Annotated in this window: 16 protein-coding genes; 7 read left to right on the forward strand and 9 right to left on the reverse strand. The window is 69.3% G+C overall.

What is annotated here, in order from left to right:
- Positions 1–174 precede the first annotated feature (174 nt).
- From ABNF93_RS13145 to ABNF93_RS13160, 4 genes are all read right to left on the reverse strand, one after another.
- Complete coding sequence (locus ABNF93_RS13145) at positions 175–1,014, reverse strand: DUF4097 family beta strand repeat-containing protein (protein ID WP_349328258.1); 840 nt, start codon at positions 1,012–1,014, stop codon at positions 175–177.
- Positions 1,015–1,185: 171 nt separating this feature from the next.
- Positions 1,186–1,737 (reverse strand): toxin-antitoxin system HicB family antitoxin, encoded by a 552-nt coding sequence (locus ABNF93_RS13150; protein WP_349328259.1) that lies wholly within the window; start codon positions 1,735–1,737, stop codon positions 1,186–1,188.
- A 152-nt stretch (positions 1,738–1,889) separates the two neighbouring features.
- A complete protein-coding gene (locus tag ABNF93_RS13155) occupies positions 1,890–2,450 on the reverse strand; it encodes a dihydrofolate reductase family protein (RefSeq protein ID WP_349328260.1) in 561 nt (186 codons plus the stop codon).
- A gap of 59 nt (positions 2,451–2,509) precedes the next feature.
- A complete protein-coding gene (locus ABNF93_RS13160) occupies positions 2,510–3,193 on the reverse strand; it encodes an alpha/beta fold hydrolase (RefSeq protein ID WP_349328261.1) in 684 nt (227 codons plus the stop codon).
- A 119-nt stretch (positions 3,194–3,312) separates the two neighbouring features.
- Here ABNF93_RS13160 and ABNF93_RS13165 point away from each other — a divergent pair, with 119 nt between their 5' ends.
- Positions 3,313–3,840, forward strand: a complete 528-nt coding sequence (locus ABNF93_RS13165; protein WP_349328262.1) for a winged helix-turn-helix transcriptional regulator — start codon at positions 3,313–3,315, stop codon at positions 3,838–3,840.
- 218 nt (positions 3,841–4,058) lie between these two features.
- Here the strand turns inward: ABNF93_RS13165 and ABNF93_RS13170 are convergent, their stop codons facing one another.
- Complete coding sequence (locus tag ABNF93_RS13170) at positions 4,059–6,254, reverse strand: (Fe-S)-binding protein (RefSeq protein ID WP_349328263.1); 2,196 nt, start codon at positions 6,252–6,254, stop codon at positions 4,059–4,061.
- A gap of 488 nt (positions 6,255–6,742) precedes the next feature.
- On the opposite strand from ABNF93_RS13170, the gene ABNF93_RS13175 reads away from it, so the two are divergent.
- From ABNF93_RS13175 to ABNF93_RS13190, 4 genes are all read left to right on the forward strand, one after another.
- Positions 6,743–7,936, forward strand: coding sequence for an ABC transporter ATP-binding protein (locus ABNF93_RS13175; RefSeq protein ID WP_349328264.1), 1,194 nt, complete (start codon positions 6,743–6,745; stop codon positions 7,934–7,936).
- The gene (locus ABNF93_RS13180; protein ID WP_349328265.1) at positions 7,933–8,580 is read left to right on the forward strand and encodes an ABC transporter permease; all 648 of its coding nucleotides are present in this window, start codon (positions 7,933–7,935) and stop codon (positions 8,578–8,580) included. Before ABNF93_RS13175 ends, ABNF93_RS13180 begins: the two co-directional genes overlap by 4 nt.
- Positions 8,577–9,329 carry an ABC transporter permease gene (locus ABNF93_RS13185; protein WP_349328266.1) on the forward strand — a complete coding sequence of 251 codons (753 nt, stop codon included), beginning with the start codon at positions 8,577–8,579 and terminating at the stop codon, positions 9,327–9,329. Before ABNF93_RS13180 ends, ABNF93_RS13185 begins: the two co-directional genes overlap by 4 nt.
- A gap of 99 nt (positions 9,330–9,428) precedes the next feature.
- Positions 9,429–10,358: an ABC transporter substrate-binding protein gene (locus tag ABNF93_RS13190; protein ID WP_349328267.1), complete on the forward strand. Its 930-nt coding sequence runs from the start codon at positions 9,429–9,431 to the stop codon at positions 10,356–10,358.
- 334 nt (positions 10,359–10,692) lie between these two features.
- On the opposite strand, the gene ABNF93_RS13195 is transcribed toward ABNF93_RS13190, so the two are convergent.
- The 3 genes from ABNF93_RS13195 to ABNF93_RS13205 form a co-directional block, all read right to left on the reverse strand.
- On the reverse strand, positions 10,693–11,826 hold the full coding sequence (locus tag ABNF93_RS13195) for a winged helix DNA-binding domain-containing protein (protein ID WP_349328268.1): 1,134 nt from the start codon (positions 11,824–11,826) through the stop codon (positions 10,693–10,695).
- Between the two features lie 7 nt (positions 11,827–11,833).
- Positions 11,834–12,502, reverse strand: coding sequence for a maleylpyruvate isomerase family mycothiol-dependent enzyme (locus tag ABNF93_RS13200; protein WP_349328269.1), 669 nt, complete (start codon positions 12,500–12,502; stop codon positions 11,834–11,836).
- An 88-nt stretch (positions 12,503–12,590) separates the two neighbouring features.
- Positions 12,591–13,013 (reverse strand): DUF3224 domain-containing protein, encoded by a 423-nt coding sequence (locus ABNF93_RS13205; RefSeq protein WP_349328270.1) that lies wholly within the window; start codon positions 13,011–13,013, stop codon positions 12,591–12,593.
- A gap of 354 nt (positions 13,014–13,367) precedes the next feature.
- Between ABNF93_RS13205 and ABNF93_RS13210 the strand changes: the two genes are divergently transcribed.
- Entirely contained in the window at positions 13,368–14,531 is a 1,164-nt protein-coding gene (locus ABNF93_RS13210; RefSeq protein WP_349328271.1) for a helix-turn-helix transcriptional regulator, read from the forward strand.
- Between the two features lie 123 nt (positions 14,532–14,654).
- On the opposite strand, the gene ABNF93_RS13215 is transcribed toward ABNF93_RS13210, so the two are convergent.
- On the reverse strand, positions 14,655–15,809 hold the full coding sequence (locus ABNF93_RS13215) for a pyridoxal phosphate-dependent aminotransferase (protein WP_349328476.1): 1,155 nt from the start codon (positions 15,807–15,809) through the stop codon (positions 14,655–14,657).
- 297 nt (positions 15,810–16,106) lie between these two features.
- Between ABNF93_RS13215 and ABNF93_RS13220 the strand changes: the two genes are divergently transcribed.
- Positions 16,107–16,652, forward strand: coding sequence for a hypothetical protein (locus tag ABNF93_RS13220; protein WP_349328272.1), 546 nt, complete (start codon positions 16,107–16,109; stop codon positions 16,650–16,652).
- Positions 16,653–16,683 lie beyond the last annotated feature (31 nt).

Below are 16,683 nucleotides of genomic sequence, written 5' to 3' on the forward strand. Positions count from 1 at the left end.
GTCGTGGGACAACTCCTTCTGGCGGAACTTGCGGTGGGAGGACAGGGCGCGGCTGTCCAGGTGGGCGGGCAGCGCCCGCCCACAGGACGGCGAAGGTCGATATCGGGTTCGGTGGGAAGGTCGGTGGCGTCGAGCCGGACGGTGCCCGGCGGTTGGGCAAGGAGCAGGTGCGGCTCAGCGGGCTCGCACGATCGAGATGTCTCCGCTGAGCGTACGAGCACGCACCGACACTGTGAGCTCGCTGTCATCGGGCTCGTCGGCCTGGTCGAGCGCCGAGCTCACGTCGCCTGACAGTGAGGACAGGTCGAGCCAGGCGGCTGTACCCGCGGCGATGCCGACCTGGATGTCGCCCGAGGCCGCGTCGACGGACGCCTCGCCCTGGCGTACGGATCCGATGCGTACATCTCCTGAGGCGGTTTTCGCGTCGACCGACCCACCGATGGTGCCGACCTGGAGGTCGCCCGACGCGGCCTGTAGGCGGAGGTCTCCGCCTACGTCGTCGAGGCGTGCATCGCCAGAGGCCGTGGAGAGCTGCGCGCGTCCGGCCACCGTGGCGATCTGGAGGTCACCGGATGCCGTCTGGACCTTGGCGTCACCGTCGACCTGGCGGCAGAAGACGTCGCCACTCGCGGTCTGGATCGTCACGTCGCCGGCGTGATCGATGCGAAGGTCGCCGGACGCGGAGTGCAACTCCACAGCACCCAGCCGCCCGTCGGCGCCGACGTCGGCGGATGCCACCGACCCCCGTACCGCGGACCCGTCCGGGAAGGAGACCCGGACGGTGATCGAGCCGGTACGACCGAAGCTCCGGTCGTCCGGTGCCTCGACGACGACCACGCCGTCGCGGTGCTCGACCGCTGTGTGCTGGGCGGTTTCGACGTCGCGCGAGTTGCTCGGGTTGCTCGGGAGGACCTCGACCTCGGTCTCGGTACGGGGTCCCGCGCTGATGTGGGCCTCGCCGGAGTTCAGCTTGAGCCGCAGGGTGATGGGTTCAGGGGTAGGAAAAGTAGGCATGACGAACTCCGCTCTCGGCGTCGTGGTGTGGGGACGGGCGAACCTGCCGCGTGGTGCCGGCGGCTGTCGTGCGGGCGCTTGCGGTGCGGGGGTTGTGCTCGCCTGCTGCGCAGGCGCACACGGTGCGGGGGTGCGAGGCTGTGGTGCGGGCAGCTTGTGTGGCCGGTCCGGTCAGCGGGCCCAACCGGAGAAGTGTTGGCCGATCTGCGGGCCGCGACGTCCTCGCATGCGGTCGTCTCGGTCCCGTCGACCGCCCCGGCCGCCTCGGCTGTCGGCTGCCGACGCTTCCTCCAGTGCGACGCCCACCGCACGGACGAGCCAGGTGTTGACCGACATGCCCGCGCGGGCGGCGGCCTCCTCGGCCCGCGTCTTCAGTGACTCAGGGAGCCGGAGCGTCACGCGGGCGGTGCCCTGCTCGGCGTCGGGGATGGGGGGCGGTCCGGGCGGCGGGCCGGGTGGGCCCGGCGGTTCCGGAACGCTCGGGGGCATGGACACCACGAACTCCGGCTCGCGTCCGCGGAGCCTGACCTCCACCGAACCGGGGGCGAGTTCACGGGTGACCTCGTCTGCGGCAGTGGAGAGCGCATCCATGAGCGCGAGCCGTACGGCGGCGTCCAGCGCGGCGGTCAGTCGCTCCGCGGCGGCACGGGCGTCCTGACCCGCCACTTCCGCGGCGACTGTCAGGTCGCGGCGAATGCTTTCGACGTACGGTGTAAGTTCCATGACGCCATGGTGGCGTCATAACGACGTCATGTCAAGCGTCGAGTGACGTCGGCGAGGCGGCACGCCTGGAGATGCGGCCTCGACTTCCTGACCGGGCGGCGTCGACCGACCTCAGGAGGCCTGCGGGCCGATCCTCAGGGGGCGGGCCGACCTCACGTCCCGGTGCGGTAGCGGAGGTACATCACGCCGTTGCCGAACCGGCGCTCTTCGAGCAGGTCGAGCTTCAGGCGTACGCCTTCGGGAAGAGACCGCTTCCCGCCTCCGACCATGATGGGTGAGACGAACAGATGACACTCGTCGACCAACCCGGCCTTGAACGCATGAGCGGCGAGTTCGGGGCCCGAGACGGCGAGATCCCGGGTGGCCGCCTGCCTTAGCTGCCGGACCGCTTCGGGATCGAAGTCCCGCTCGATCCGCGTCCTGGCGGTGGAGACCTGCTCGAGCGTCCTGGAGTACACCACCTTGTCGGCGGCCTGCCAGAGTTCGGCGAAGTCCCGCATGAGCGGCGACTGTTCGGCGAGCGTGGGGTCGGTCTCCCAGCCGGCCATGGTCTCGTACATCCGGCGCCCGTAGAGATAGGTGCCGAGCGGCCCCTCATGCTCGTTGATGAAGGCGTGTACCTCCTCGTCGGGCATGCTCCAGTCGAACCTGCCGTCCTCGTCCTCGATGTAGCCGTCGAGCGACATGATCGACGTGTAGATCAGCTTGGCCATGACGCGACCCCTCTCTCGGGTGCCGATTCTGTCCGTACGGTGACTTGCTCGTACGGCGTCTATCGCGGCGCGACGTAGCTGGCCAGCATGTCGGCCAGTTCCTTCGGGCGGCTGAGCGCGACGCAGTGGCCGGCGGCGATCTCGTCGGGGGTGATGCCGAGTCGCTGGGCGGCGTGCCGGCGAAGGAACTCCGGCGGGAAGAAGCGATCCTCGGTGCACAGGACGAATCTCGTCGGTACGTCCGGCCATGAGTCCAGCGGCCACGGCGCATCGCCAGGAGTCGTCGACTGCCGGCGTTCCCTGGACAACGCCTCCTCCGCCAGGTGATGCGGTACGTCGTGGTAGAAGCTGACGAACGGGTCCTTGTGACCAGTCCTGCCAGCGTCGCGCGCCGCCTGCTCCCGCACCGCCGGCCCGCACCCCGTGTTGCCCCACCAGTCGCGCGGTGGCTCGCCGGGGGCGGGGATCATCGCAGCCACCAGGACCAGCACCTCGACCGGAAGCCGATCGGCGACCAGCGGTGCGGTGAACCCGCCGGCCGACTGCGCGACCAGGACCAGATCCCTCCGGTCCCCGACGGCCGCGACCACTGCGTCGGCGTACTCCTCGAGACCTGCCGCGTCGTCGTCGATCGGCAGGTCGGGAGCAACGACGTCGTGTCCCCGCGCGCGCAGCTCAGGCTCGAGCAGGTGCCAGTACCAGCCGGTGTCACCGGCGCCATGGATGAGTACGAACGTGGCCATGTCAGCGAACCTCCTGGCCGCTCGACCTGTTGGCTTCCGGAGACCGCTTGCACTTCGCAAGCAGTTGCGATGCTAGATAAACTGCTCTCGAAATGCAACCAGTCGGGTGGAGGCTCCGAATGACCGAGGCGCACCGGTCGGGATGCCCCATCAACCTGTCGCTCGAGATCTTCGGCGACAAGTGGAGCTTGCTCATCCTTCGCGACATGATCTTCGGCGGCCGCCGACACTTCCGCGAACTCCTGAACGGATCGCAGGAGAAGATCGCCTCCAACATCCTCGCCAACCGGCTGAAGCGGCTGGTCGAGGAAGGCATGCTCACCAAGCGCGACGACCCCACCCACAAGCAGAAGGCGATCTACAGCCTCACCGAACCCGCGATCGAACTCGTACCGATCATGGCGGCGCTCGGCGCCTGGGGAAGCAAATGGCTGCCGGTCAGCGAGGAGCTGTCCGTGCGGGCACGCTTGTTGGACGAAGGCGGCTCCGAACTGTGGGACCGGTTCATGGCCGAACTCCGCGAGGAGCACCTGGACAGCCCGGTTGGCAGCCCGGAGCGTCCCGGCGGCACTCCGCCTGGCAAGACCGTTCGCCAGCACCTGCAGGAGGCCTACCTCGCGGTCGTCGCCAGCACTGAGGCGTCCTGATCCGTAACGGTTCGCCGTGCACCCTCGATCAGCTGAGCCGATCAGCCGACCGTTCCGCCGAGCCAGTAGCTGAGCCGATCAGCCGACCGTTCCAGCCGAGCCAGCAGCTGAGCCGATCAGCCGACCGTTCCATGATCATGAAGGAAAAGCGACGTAGACACCGACAAAACGTTCATGATCACGATCATGATCACGGGAGAGGGCGCGGGCGGCGCGGTTCAGTCGGTCGACGCGGCGGCGTCCTGGTCTTCCCGGGGAGCAAGGGTTCCGCGGCGTACGGACTCCAGCAGCAGTTGCGCCACGTCGATCACCTCGACGTTGTCCCCCGCCGTACCGTCCGACTGCTTCTGCGTCAGCCCGTCACCCAGCATCACCGAACAGAAAGGGCAGCCGGTCGCGATGCGTTCGGCACCGGTGTCGACCGCTTCGGTCGTACGGGCGAGGTTGACCCGGGTGCCGATGTTCTCCTCCATCCACATCCGCGCACCGCCCGCACCACAGCAGAACGACCGACTCCCGCTGCGCGGCATCTCGCGGACCTCCACCCCGGGCAGGGCGCCGAGGAGTTCACGCGGTGGTTCGTACACCTGGTTGTGCCGGCCGAGGTAACACGGATCGTGGTACGTGATCGGCTGGGACGCCGAGCCGCTGCCCGCGCCGGCCTCAGGCGCGACCGGCGTCAGCCGTCCCTCCCGCACAAGCCGGTTCAGCAGCTGCGTGTGGTGCACGACCTCCAGTTCCAGACCAAGCTGGCGATACTCGTTCTTGATCGCGTTGAAGCAGTGCGCACATGTCACGACCGCTTTCGTCGCGCCGGCTTCGCGGAGCGTCTCGACATTCTGCTGCGCAAGCATCTGGTAGACGAACTCGTTGCCCGACCGGCGCGCCGGATCGCCCGTGCACGTCTCCGCCTCGCCCAGCACCGCGAACGACACGCCCGCCGTGTGCAACAGCTCGGCCACCGCGCGCGTGGTCCGCTTCGCGCGATCGTCGTACGCACCCGCGCACCCGACCCAGAACAGATACTCCACCTCGCCGAGGTCGTCCACCCCGCCACCCAGCACGGGCACCTCGAAAGGCAGCCCCTTCGTCCAGTCAAGACGCGCCGACGGCGGCATGTTCCACGGGTTCCCCTTGCTCTCCAGGCCGCGGAAGAGTTGGTTGAGCTCGCTCGGAAACTCCGACTCCACCAGTACCTGATGACGGCGCATGTCGGCGATGTGGTCGACGTGTTCGATGTCAACGGGGCATTGCTCCACGCAGGCACCGCACGTGGTGCACGACCACAACACGTCGGAGTCGATGACGAAACCCTCGTCGACCGGACCGACCAGGCCGCGGTCGGCCTCAGCCTTCACAGCATCGGGCAGCGCCGCCCGCGCCTCCTCCGAGGCCTGCAGGAAGGGCGCCTTCGCGTACGCATGATTGCGCAGATCCATCACGAAACCCTTGGGCGACAAGGGCTTTCCGGTGTTCCATGCCGGGCACACCGACTGGCAGCGCCCGCACTCGGTGCACGTCGTGAAGTCGAGGAGCCCTTTCCAGGTGAAGTTCTCGACCGCGCCGGCACCGAAGATGTCGTCCTCGCCGGGATCCTCGAAGTCGATCGGCTTCCCCGCCGAGTGCATCACCGGCAACGCACCGAGGGCATCCCGTCCGTCGGCGTTCCGTTTGAACCAGACGTTGAAGAACCCAGTGAACCGGTGCCACGCCACCCCCATCGTCGGGTTCACCGCGATCACGATGAACCACGCCATCGACACCGCGATCTTGACGGTCGCGACGGCGATGATCGCGGTGGCCAGCGCGGCCGGGCTCAGGCCCGCGAAAGCAATGGCCAGCGGATAGCTCACCACGTGATGCAGCGACCAGCCGCCACCCGCGAGCGCTCCCTCGAGGCCGCGCAACACCAGGATGCACGCGGCAATCGCGACGATCGTGTACTCGACGTAGTAGGCCTGCCAGAACGTCGATCCCGCGAACCTGCTGAGCCGCCCGAGCCGCCGCGGATGCGCCAGCTGGCGGACCACGATGAGGAAGGCGATGCCGAGAAGTGTCAGGAGGGCAACGAGTTCGGCGACGATTTCGTACGGCCACCAGTGTCCGATCAGCGGCAACGCCCAGTCGGCTCCCGCATAGATCTGGCCGTACGCAGTGACCAGGGTGAGGAACAGGAACCCAAACCCGACAAAGACGAACCAGTGGGCGGCCCCCACCAGCGACCACTTCCGCAGCCTCGTGTGGGTCAGCGTCTCGACCAGCATGGTCCGCCAGCGCTGTGCCGGTTCATTCGTACGACCGATCGCCGGCTGGCCGAGCCGGATCACGCCGACCATGCTGGCGACGGTTCGCGCGACGAGCGCGACCGCGACCAGGGTGAGCACCGTCGAGAACACGATCGCGGCGACTCGCATCGGGTCACTCCTCGCGGAAGATAGGCCAGGACAGCGCTGGTAACGCTGGTGTACCCGAGAGTAGGAGGTCCCGCCGTCTCCCGTCGTCGCCAGCCCGGCGTTTTCGCGATCCTCGCGGGAAATGACCACGCTGCCCATGCGGTCGGAGCCGTGACAGGGCGTCGACACCCCGCCTGGCGTCAGTACGCATACCCAGCGTGGTCACTTCCTCGCCGACCGAAAGGTGAGAAAGGCGGGACCCACTCCCTCACTGCCTCGCCTCACTACCTCGCGTGGTCCTTTCCCGTGCTGCCCGGTAGGTTCGACTGGCTGTTGCCGCTCCTGGGCGACCTTCGCGCAGACCGGTTTGTCCGTACGCACCGTTATGGTGGAGCCGGTGCACGTGATCCGGAGCCCACCCCGGCGCCGCGACCACGGTGGCTGTCAGGCACGGCGACCAGCGGCAGAGTGCGGACCGCCATTCCGCCCGTCGACCGAGGAGGGCCGACGTGATCGAGTTCGAGTCCGTCACCAAGCGCTACCCCGATGGGACCGTGGCGGTCGATGGCGTGGACCTGCGCGCCGAGTCAGGTGAGATCACCGTTCTGGTCGGACCCTCCGGCTGCGGCAAGACCACGTCCCTTCGGATGATCAACCGCATGGTGGAGCCGACCGGCGGCCGGATCCTCGTCGACGGCGCCGACAACACCGCCACTGACGCGGCCAAGCTCCGGCGCGGCATGGGCTACGTGATCCAGCACGCGGGGCTCTTCCCGCACCGTACGGTGATCGACAACATCGCGACCGTTCCCTACCTGCTGGGCTGGAACCGCGCGAAGGCCCGCGCCCGGGCCATGGAACTCCTCGACCGGGTGGGCCTCGACGCCCAGCTCGCCAAGCGCTACCCCGCGCAGCTCTCCGGCGGCCAGCAGCAGCGGGTCGGAGTCGCCCGCGCACTCGCCGCCGACCCGCCGGTCATGCTGATGGACGAACCGTTCAGCGCGGTGGACCCGGTCGTACGCGAAGGCCTGCAGGACGAGTTCCTCCGCCTCCAGAACGAGCTCGACAAGACCATCGTGTTCGTCACCCACGACATCGACGAGGCGATCAAGCTCGGCGACAAGGTGGCCGTCCTGCGGACCGGCGGCACGCTGGCGCAGTTCGCCGCGCCCAAGGAGCTGCTCTCGCGACCGGTCGACGAGTTCGTCGCGGGCTTCGTCGGCAAGGATCGGGGCTATCGCGCGCTGTCGTTCACGCCCGCCGACGGCATCACCTACGACCCCGAACCCGCCGTCGCGCTTGGGGCGAGTGCCGAGCAGGCCCGCGCCACGGCCCGCGACGGCTGGGTTCTCGTCGTCGACGACAGGCAACGCCCGCAAGGCTGGGTTGACGTCGGCCGGCTGACCAGTGAGGTGACGCCCGAACTCCTCCACCGCGGCGGCACGGTCGGCAGCGTCACCGGCTCGCTGCGCAGTGCCCTCGACGCCGCCCTGTCCTCACCGACAGGTCGCGGCGTGATGGCTGACGACGACGGGCGGTTGGTCGGCGCGGTCAGCACGGCGACCGTTCTGGCCCTCCTCGACCCGCCGACCTCCGATGCCGCCGGCGGCAACGGTGGTGGTACGACTGGCAACGGCAGGAGCAACGGAGGTTCCGGTCGCGGCGGGCACGACACCGGCTCCACGACAGGAGCCCCGCGGTGATCGAGTGGTTCACCAGCAACGCCGGTCAGGTGGGCGGCTATTTCGCCTGGCACGCCTGGCTGTCGGTGCTGCCTCTCCTTCTGGGGCTGGCGATCTCGATCCCGCTGGGCTGGCTCGCCCGGCGCCACCGCCACCTCTACCCGCCGATGATCGGCGTGACCGGCCTGCTCTACACCATCCCGTCGCTCGCGCTGTTCGTCGCGCTGCCCGTGATCCTGGGTACCAAGATCCTCGATCCGATCAACGTCGTCGCCGCGCTGACGGTCTACACCGTCGCTCTGCTCGTACGCACGGTCGCCGACGGCCTCGCCACCGTCCCTGACGACGTACTCCAGGCGGCGACCGCGATGGGCTACCGCCGGCTGCGGCGGCTGGCGAGCGTCGAACTGCCGGTCGCGGTGCCGGTGATCGGCGCCGGGCTTCGGGTCGCCGCGGTCTCCAACGTCAGCCTGGTCGCCGTCTCCGCGATCATCGGCACCCCTGAACTCGGACTGCTGTTCACCGACGGCTTCTCGCGGAACTTCATGGCGCCGCTCATCGTCGGCATTCTCGGCTGCGTCGTGCTCGCGTTGGCCCTGGACGGCATCATTCTCGGGCTGATCAGGGCACTGACCCCGTGGCAACGGGCAGGGAGCGCAGCATGATCGCGGAACTCGCTGCCTGGCTCTCCGACCCCGCTCACTGGAGCGGCCCAGAAGGCATCACGCAGCGGCTGATCGAGCACACGGGCTACTCCCTGCTCGCCCTGACGCTCGCCGCCCTCATCGGCATCCCGCTCGGCATGTACATCGGGCACACCGGTCGCGGCACCTTCATGGTCGCCGGGCTGGCCAACGCGCTTCGCGCGCTTCCGACGTTCGGGCTGCTGATTCTCGTCACCCTCCCGCTGATCAGTCGGCTGCCCGGTGACCTCGGATTCCTGGTGCCGAGCATCGCCGTGCTGGTCGTCCTCGCCGTTCCACCGATCCTCACGAGCACGTACGCCGGTGTGCAGGGCGTCGACCTCGCCGCCCGGGACGCGGCGTACGGCATGGGCATGACCGGCCACGAGGTGCTCGCGAAGGTCGAGGCGCCGTGCGCGCTGCCGCTGGTCTTCTCCGGCCTGCGCAGCGCGATGCTGCAGATCGTCGCCACGGCCACCATCGCGGCGTACGTCGGGCTGGGCGGGCTCGGCCAGTTCGTCATGGACGGGATCGCGATCCGCGACTATCCGCAGATGCTCGCGGGAGCGGTGCTGGTGGCGGCGCTCGCCGTCGTGGTCGAACTGGTGCTGGCGGCGGCGCAGTGGCTCGCGGTGCCGCGGGGGCTCCGCCGTCGCACGGCGCGGCGCCGAACGCAGGACGCAGGAAAGGTCGAGGCCGACCCGACCGAGCACGAACCCGTCGCGGCGTAGCGGCGGGACGCGGGGGCAGCCGGAGTTCCGTACGACACCCATCCGAGTCCATCCATCCATCCGATTGCGCAAGGTCCGTACCCGAACAGGAGACACCTGATGAAACCGACAAGGACGATCTTCGCGGCCCTCGCGGTCAGCGTCCTCGCACTCGCCGGGTGCGGTGGCGGCGGCGATCCGCTGGCGGAGGAGACGGCCGAGGCGCCCAACGGCTCCGATGCACCTGCCGACACGATCACCGTCGGCTCGGCCAACTTCCCCGAGGCGGTCCTGCTCGGCGAGATCTACGCCGGCGCCCTGGAAGCCAAGGACGTCAAGGTCGAGAAGAAGCTCAACATCGGCGCCCGCGAGGCCTACATCAAGGGCCTCGAGGACGGTTCGATCGACCTCGTGCCGGAATACACCGGCGTGCTGCTGCAGTACTTCGACGAGGAGGCGACGGCCGCCAAGCCGGACGAGGTCTACACGGCCCTGCAGTCTGCCGTGCCGAGTGACCTGACCGTCCTGGAGAAGTCGTCCGCGGAGGACAAGGACGCGGTGGTCGTCACACAGGAGACTGCCGACAAGTACAAGCTGAAGTCCATCGGCGACCTTGCGCCGCACTCCAAGGACCTGGTGCTCGGCGGACCGCCGGAGTGGAAGACCAGGCCGACCGGCGTGTCCGGGCTGAAGGAGGTCTACGACGTGGAGTTCAAGTCGTTCACATCTCTCGACGTCGCGGGCCCGCTCACGATCGCCGCGCTCAAGGGCGGACGCGTCGACGCCGGCAACCTGTTCACCACCCAGTCCGCGATCGCGCAGAACGACTTCGTGGTCCTCGACGACCCGAAGCTGCTCTTCACCGCACAGAACGTCGTGCCGTTGATCGTCAAGGACAAGGCGTCCGACACGGTGACGGAGGCGCTGAACGGCGTATCGGCCAATCTCGACACGCCGACGCTGCGCGACCTCGTAGCGAAGGTCGAGGTGGACAAGCAGAACCCCGCCGCCGTTGCCGAGGAGTGGCTCACCCAGAACGGCCTCTCGTAGGCGGCACGCTCCGGGAGGTCTTCGCCCGGGCGGGGCCGGCGGTAAACGACCACGCTGCCCACCAGTGCCGGCGGTAAGTGACCACGCTGCCCATGCCTTTGGTCGTTGGACAGGTACCGACACCTGTTCCGGCTTCCACAGGCATGGGCAGCGTGGTCATTTGCGGTTCTGCCCCGCCCCGCACTGCCCTGCCCCGCACCGCTCGGTTCCCGCTTGGGGCCCGCTCACCGGTGCCGCGCTCACCCAGTGCCGCGCTCACCGGCGCCGCACTCACCCGCCGGCGCGCTCACCGAGTGTCCCTCTCACCCGCCGGCGAGCTCGCTGGGTGCCGCTCTCACCCGGAGCCGTACGACACCGCGACGTCGCTCGCTTCGCGGAGCTGAGCGATCCGACCCGCCTCGCCGTCGATGGCCGCCCGCACCTTCGCCGACAGCTTCCCGAACGCCTCGACCGTCACCGTCAACCTCTTCTTGCCCGTACCCCGGACCCGCCACGTCCCGGCAACCTCGCCGTCCACCAGCAGGGCCCCGGGGTTGCCGAGGATCTTCCACAACGCCTTCTGCTGCCCAGGATCCGGCACGAGCAGGTCCCGATCGCGCGACTGCAGGAACGGATCGAGCGCCGGCAACAGTCGGACGAAGGCGGCCCGCGAAGCCTTGCGCAGCAAGGGCAGCTGCTCCTCCGGAAGCCAGGACCGGCGCCCCTCGACGCTCACCTCGGCGAGGCCGTCGGGCCAGACCGTGCGGACCTTCGCCTGTGTCGTACCCAGGTAGCTCGCCGCCTCCGCCGCGGACGCCGGACCGTGCAGTCGCAGGTACGTACGTACGACATCCACCGTCCCAGCGGCCTTGGTCGGCACGCGCGAGCGCCCCTCCAGCGGTACCAACGTCAACGGAGCCCGGTCGGGTACGTGCCGCACCCCCGCCGGCAGCCCGACCAGCTGGAAGATCGACCCGTAGACATGCGTCGATGCGCATGACCGGCAGGCGTAGGCGTACGCGTCCGGCAGGGCCGCCGTCACCCCGGCGCTCACCTCGCCCTTCGGCAGGGCCTTGGTGACGACGGCACGCATCGCCTTCGCGGCGGCCGTGAACGCCTCCAGCCCGGAGATGCCCGCCTGCGCCATCGGCTTCCGGGCGGACGCGAGCCGGGTCATCGCGTCAGCGTCGTCGAGCGGCCAGAGGGCGGCGGTGAGCGCCGGCAGGTCCGTACGCCGATGCAGGTGAGGGGCGCCGCGGAACGACCACAGCAGGGCGTACGTCGTCTCGTCGCTCACCGGGTCGCCAGCAGCGGCCGTGGGTACGAACGGCAGCCGGGCGGTGAGCGCCAGCCGGGCCGTGCCGAACTGCGAGTCCTGGATGCCCAGGTCGAGCACCCCGAGGTCGCGCGGATCCTTGACGTCCCGGGCGAGTCCGTGCGCCGCGACGCGGTACGCCAGCACCTGCCGGCGGTCAACCGTCAGCACCATCGTGACCTCACTCCTCGAGCGGCGTGTCGCGGAACCCACCGAACATCGTCAGCGCATCAAGGTACGGCTCCGGATCGTCGCCGGACCAGTCGAGTTCCCGTGTCTGTGACCGGCTCCGCCGCCCGCCGACGATCCTCAGCAGGTCGAACGCCGACACCGTGAGGGTGGCACCGGGCTCGCCGACGCCGACCAGCCGGGGCTCACCGTCGAGCACCAGCCGCACCGCCGGGCGGCTCGCCTCCCGCGCCTTACGCTCGATCTCCTGCAACGGGCGGACGAGAGCCTCCAGGAGAGCCTCGGCGTCGGGGACGCGGGACGCGCCGACCGCCTGCCGGACGTCCTGCTCGTGCGAGATGACCTCCGCGACGAGAACGCCACCCATCGGGCCGGCGAGGGTCTCGTCCGCGGTCGCCCGGTTCCGCTCCCATTCGGCGAGCGAGTCATCGATGGACTGGTGCCGGCGTTCGCGGACGGTACGTTCGCCGAAGTCGTCTCCCTCGTCGACCGCGAACCTGCCGGCGAGGAAGTCGCCGAGGCACCCGGCGAGGTGCGCCACCAGGTCGCCGATCGTCCAACCCGGGCATGCGCCGACGGGGGTGGTGGGGTCAGCGTCTCGCACGAGGCCGGCGATCCGTGCGCGGCTGGCGTCGTACTGTGCGGCATTGTCCGTCGTCATCGCCTTCTCCTCGGCTCGGATCGACCCTCGCCGGCGGGGAGAGCCTCCCTCGACCGTGTCATCAGAGCGGATGTCATCAGGGCCGGTGTCATCCGGCGAAGGTGTACGCAAACGTGTAGGGCGTGCTCTGATCGCCATGGGTACTGGTGAAGCCGCCCACGCCGGAAATGCCGGCAAGCTCTCCGGTGCCGGAGTCGGTGACCACGGTCCACCGGCCGCCGACATTCGCGCCGTCGAACTCGCCGACGTGCCGAAGGACGAAGGTTCCCGTGCGGCCGGCGACGGTCCCGGTCACCTGCTCATAGCCGGCGTAGGTCCCGGAACCCCAGCCCTCACCCTGGCCGGAGTAATACATCACGTAGTCGGACTCGCTGGTGCCCTCGATGACGCCCTCGAACGTGCTGGTCGTGTACGCATGGGCCAGGCGCGGCCCGGACCTTGCCTCGTCGGGCTGCTTCTCCTCCCAGCTGGTGGTGGTGAACCTGCCGGTACCGCTCGGCTGCGTCGTCATGGTGCGTACTCCGTTCCTCGTCATCTGTCTGCTGGTCCCGTCGGGCCGCCGGCACGTGGGAGGTGCGGGCCCGCGGGTTAGGCTCACTCTGGCCGGTATACCTGTCAGTTCTTGTCAGATACCAGGGACGAAACTGTGGTTGATCCGGCGGTCAGGCACCCGGTCAGCGGCCAGCCAGGCGGTCGGGGTTCAGCCAGGCGGTCAGGGTTCAGCCAAGCCGTCGGGGTTCAGCCAAGCCGTCGGGGTTCAGGCGGCAATGCTTCGGCCGGCGAGCCGGGCAGCGGTCAGACAGAGGGTCGCCCCGTCAGACAGAAGTCAACGTCACCGGCGATCTGATCCGGAGGGAGCAACGCGATGAGAGCGAGCCGGTTACTCTCCGTCCTGCTGCTGCTCCAGGGTCGCGGGCGGATGACGGCGCGTGAGCTGGCGAGCGAGCTGGATGTGTCCGTCCGTACCGTCTACCGGGACGTCGAGTCCCTGTCCGCCGCGGGCGTCCCGGTGTACGCCGACCGCGGTCCGGCTGGCGGCTACCAACTGCTCGACGGCTACCGCACCCGGCTGACCGGACTCACGGGTGACGAGGCGGAGTCGCTGTTCGTGGCGGGGATCCCGGAACCGGCCGCCGCGGAACTCGGCCTCGGCAGCGTCCTGGCGGCGGCCCAGCTCAAGATCATGGCCGCCCTGCCGCCGGAGCTGCGGACTCGGGCGGGTCGGATCCGCGAGCGGGTGCATCTCGACGCACCCGGATGGTTCCACGAGGTGGAGCGCCCCCGGCACCTCACCGGTGTGGCCGACGCGGTGTGGAACCAGCGGGTGATCGAGATCCGGTACGTACGCGCCGGATCGGCGCGCAGGGAGGTGACCCGCACCCTCGAGCCGCATGGTCTGGTCCTCAAGACCGGCGTGTGGTACCTCGCGGCCCGGCCCCACACCGCGCCGCTGGAGGAGGGGACTTCTCATCCAAACGCACCGGCTCAGGGCGCCCCCGATCCAAACCCACCGGCGCAGGGCGCCCCCGACCCGAACCCATCGGCGCAGGGGACCCCTCACGCGAACCTACTGGCGCAGGGGACCCCTCACGCAACGGGGCAGCCCGACCCGCCCGCTCGTGCCGCCGCGGGCATGCGTACGTACCGGATCTCGCGGATCGTTGCGCTCACCACCCGCGACGAGCACTTCGCGCGGGTCGACGACTTCGACCTGGCCGCGTACTGGCAGGACTGGTCGGACCAGTACCGCGAGCGGCTCTACCGAGGCGAGGCGGTCGTCCGGTTCTCGGAGCGTGGCCTGTTCCTGCTCGGCTACTACCTGGGCCCGGTGGCGGCACGGGCGGCACGGGCGAATGCCGGACCGCCCGACGCCGAGGGATGGGTACGCACGGTGATCCCGATCGAGTCGCTCACCCACGCGCGACATGAGCTGCTGCAGTTCGGCGTCGACGCCGAGGTCCTCGAGCCAGTCGAGCTGCGTACCCTCCTCGCCGAAACCGCCCAAGCAGTCGCCCGCCTCTACGCCTGATCCGGTACCCGACCCGCCGGCAGCCGAGGGGGTGGCGGGGAGCTGGAGGTTGTCAGTGAACTGACAACCCGCGCCACGGGACACCTGTTGCGCAACGGGGCGGTGCGCGCGATGCGGGAACCGCTAGCGCCGCAGACCGCGACCCAGGCGATCGACGGCCTCGGCCAAGACCTCGTCCCGCTTGCAGAACGCCCACCGCACCAGGGGACGGCCGGCGGACTTGTCGTCGTAGAACACCTCGTGCGGGATCGCCACCACCCCGCACCGCTCGGGCAACATCCGGCAGAACTCGACACCGTCGTCGTACCCGAGCGACCGTACGTCGGTGGTCACGAAGTATGTGCCCTGCGGTACGAACACCTCGAACCCCACGTCGGCCAGCCCAGCGCAGAGCAGGTTTCGCTTTGCCTGCAAGGAGTCTCGCAGTTCGACATAGTACGAATCGTCCAGCGCCAAGGCCGTCGCCACCGCCGGCTGGAACGGCCCACCCGACACGTAGGTGAGGAACTGTTTCGCCGTCTTGACCGCATCCACCAGCTCGGGCGTCGCGCACACCCAACCGATCTTCCATCCGGTGACGGCGAACGTCTTGCCCGCACTGGAGATCGTGACCGTCCGCTCGCGCATGCCAGGGTACGAAGCGAGCGGGACATGCGGAGCACCGTCGTACGCCAGATGTTCGTAGACCTCGTCGGTGATCACCAGCAGGTCGCGCTCACACGCCAGGGCCGCCACCGCGGAGAGCTCGTCCGGCGTGAGCACCGTGCCGGTCGGGTTGTGCGGCGTGTTGACCAGCAGCACCTTGGTCCGCGGGCCGACGGCCGCCCGCAGGGCGTCCAGGTCGAGCCGGAACTCCGGCGGCCGCAGCGTCACCGGCACCCGCTGCCCGCCGGCCATCGCGATGCAGGCGGCGTAGGAGTCGTAGTACGGCTCCATCGCGACGACCTCGTCACCCGGTTCGACGAGCGCGAGCAGCGCGGCCGCGATCGCCTCGGTCGCCCCGGCGGTGATGAGTACCTCGGTGTCCGGGTCGTACGACAGGTCGTAGAAACGCTTCTGGTGATCGGTGACCGCCGTCCGGAGTGCGGGAATGCCGATGCCCGGCGGGTACTGGTTGTGCTGGCCCGACCGGATCGCCCCGACCGCCGCCTCCAGCATCGACGAGGGCCCGTCGGTGTCGGGGAACCCCTGGCCGAGATTGATCGCGCCGGTACGTACGGCAAGAGCGGACATCTCAGCGAATATCGTCGTACCGAGGCCGTGCAGCCGGGCAGCCATGCGTGGATGGGTCACGTTCGCTCAGCCTAGGCTGTGTACGTAGCGGACGCGGTGCCGCGGCCGGGGCCGACCAGCGCCGGGCGGTCGGCGCGTCCGAGGTTGGCCGCCGCCGCACCTACCCGATGATGGCAAGGTTGCCCTGCACAGTGAGTGGATCAAGGGTGGATCGAGACCGGCGCGGACGTACGGCGGCGGAGCACATGCCCAGGAGGACATCATGAGCGAGTGGAGCGAGCGCCCACGTGAGCGCGGCGCCCACCGGGCCTCATGCGGGTTCGCGGTGAAGCGAGGACGCGCATGAGTGAGTCGAAGCCACCGGAGGAGCAGCCGGAGCGCCGGGATCCGACGCCCCCGCCGCCGATGCCGTCCTGGCCGGTCAGCGAGAAGGATGCCGCGGCCAGTCCCGTCACCAAGCCGCGGGAGATCAGGATCGCCGTCATCCTGATGTACGTCGGTGCCGCGCTGTCCGTCGCCTCGCTCCTGTCGCTGTTCAGCTCAGGGACGCGACAGCAGATCCGCAGCGAGGCGGAGAAGGCGGTCGAACGGCAGAAGGGCACGCCCGAACAGGCCGAGGCGCTGGCCAACAACACGTTCACGTTCATCATCGTGCTCGGCATCATCATGATCGCGCTCTGGATCTTCCTCGCGCTGATGAACGACCGGGGCAAGAACTGGGCCCGCCTGACCGCCAGCATCCTCGCCGTGGCCAACGTGTTCTTCAACCTGCAGGGGCTGTCCTTCGTCGGCTTGGCGCTGGTCGTCGTCGGTATCGCGGCCGTCGTCCTGCTCTGGCTGCCGGCGTCCCGACCATGGTTCGACGGGTCCCGGAAGGTATCGGCGTAGACGGTCAGGCGGTGCCGGTGAGTCGACCGGA

The organism is Actinopolymorpha sp. B9G3 (genome assembly GCF_040120725.1).
Lineage (GTDB): Bacteria > Actinomycetota > Actinomycetes > Propionibacteriales > Actinopolymorphaceae > Thermasporomyces.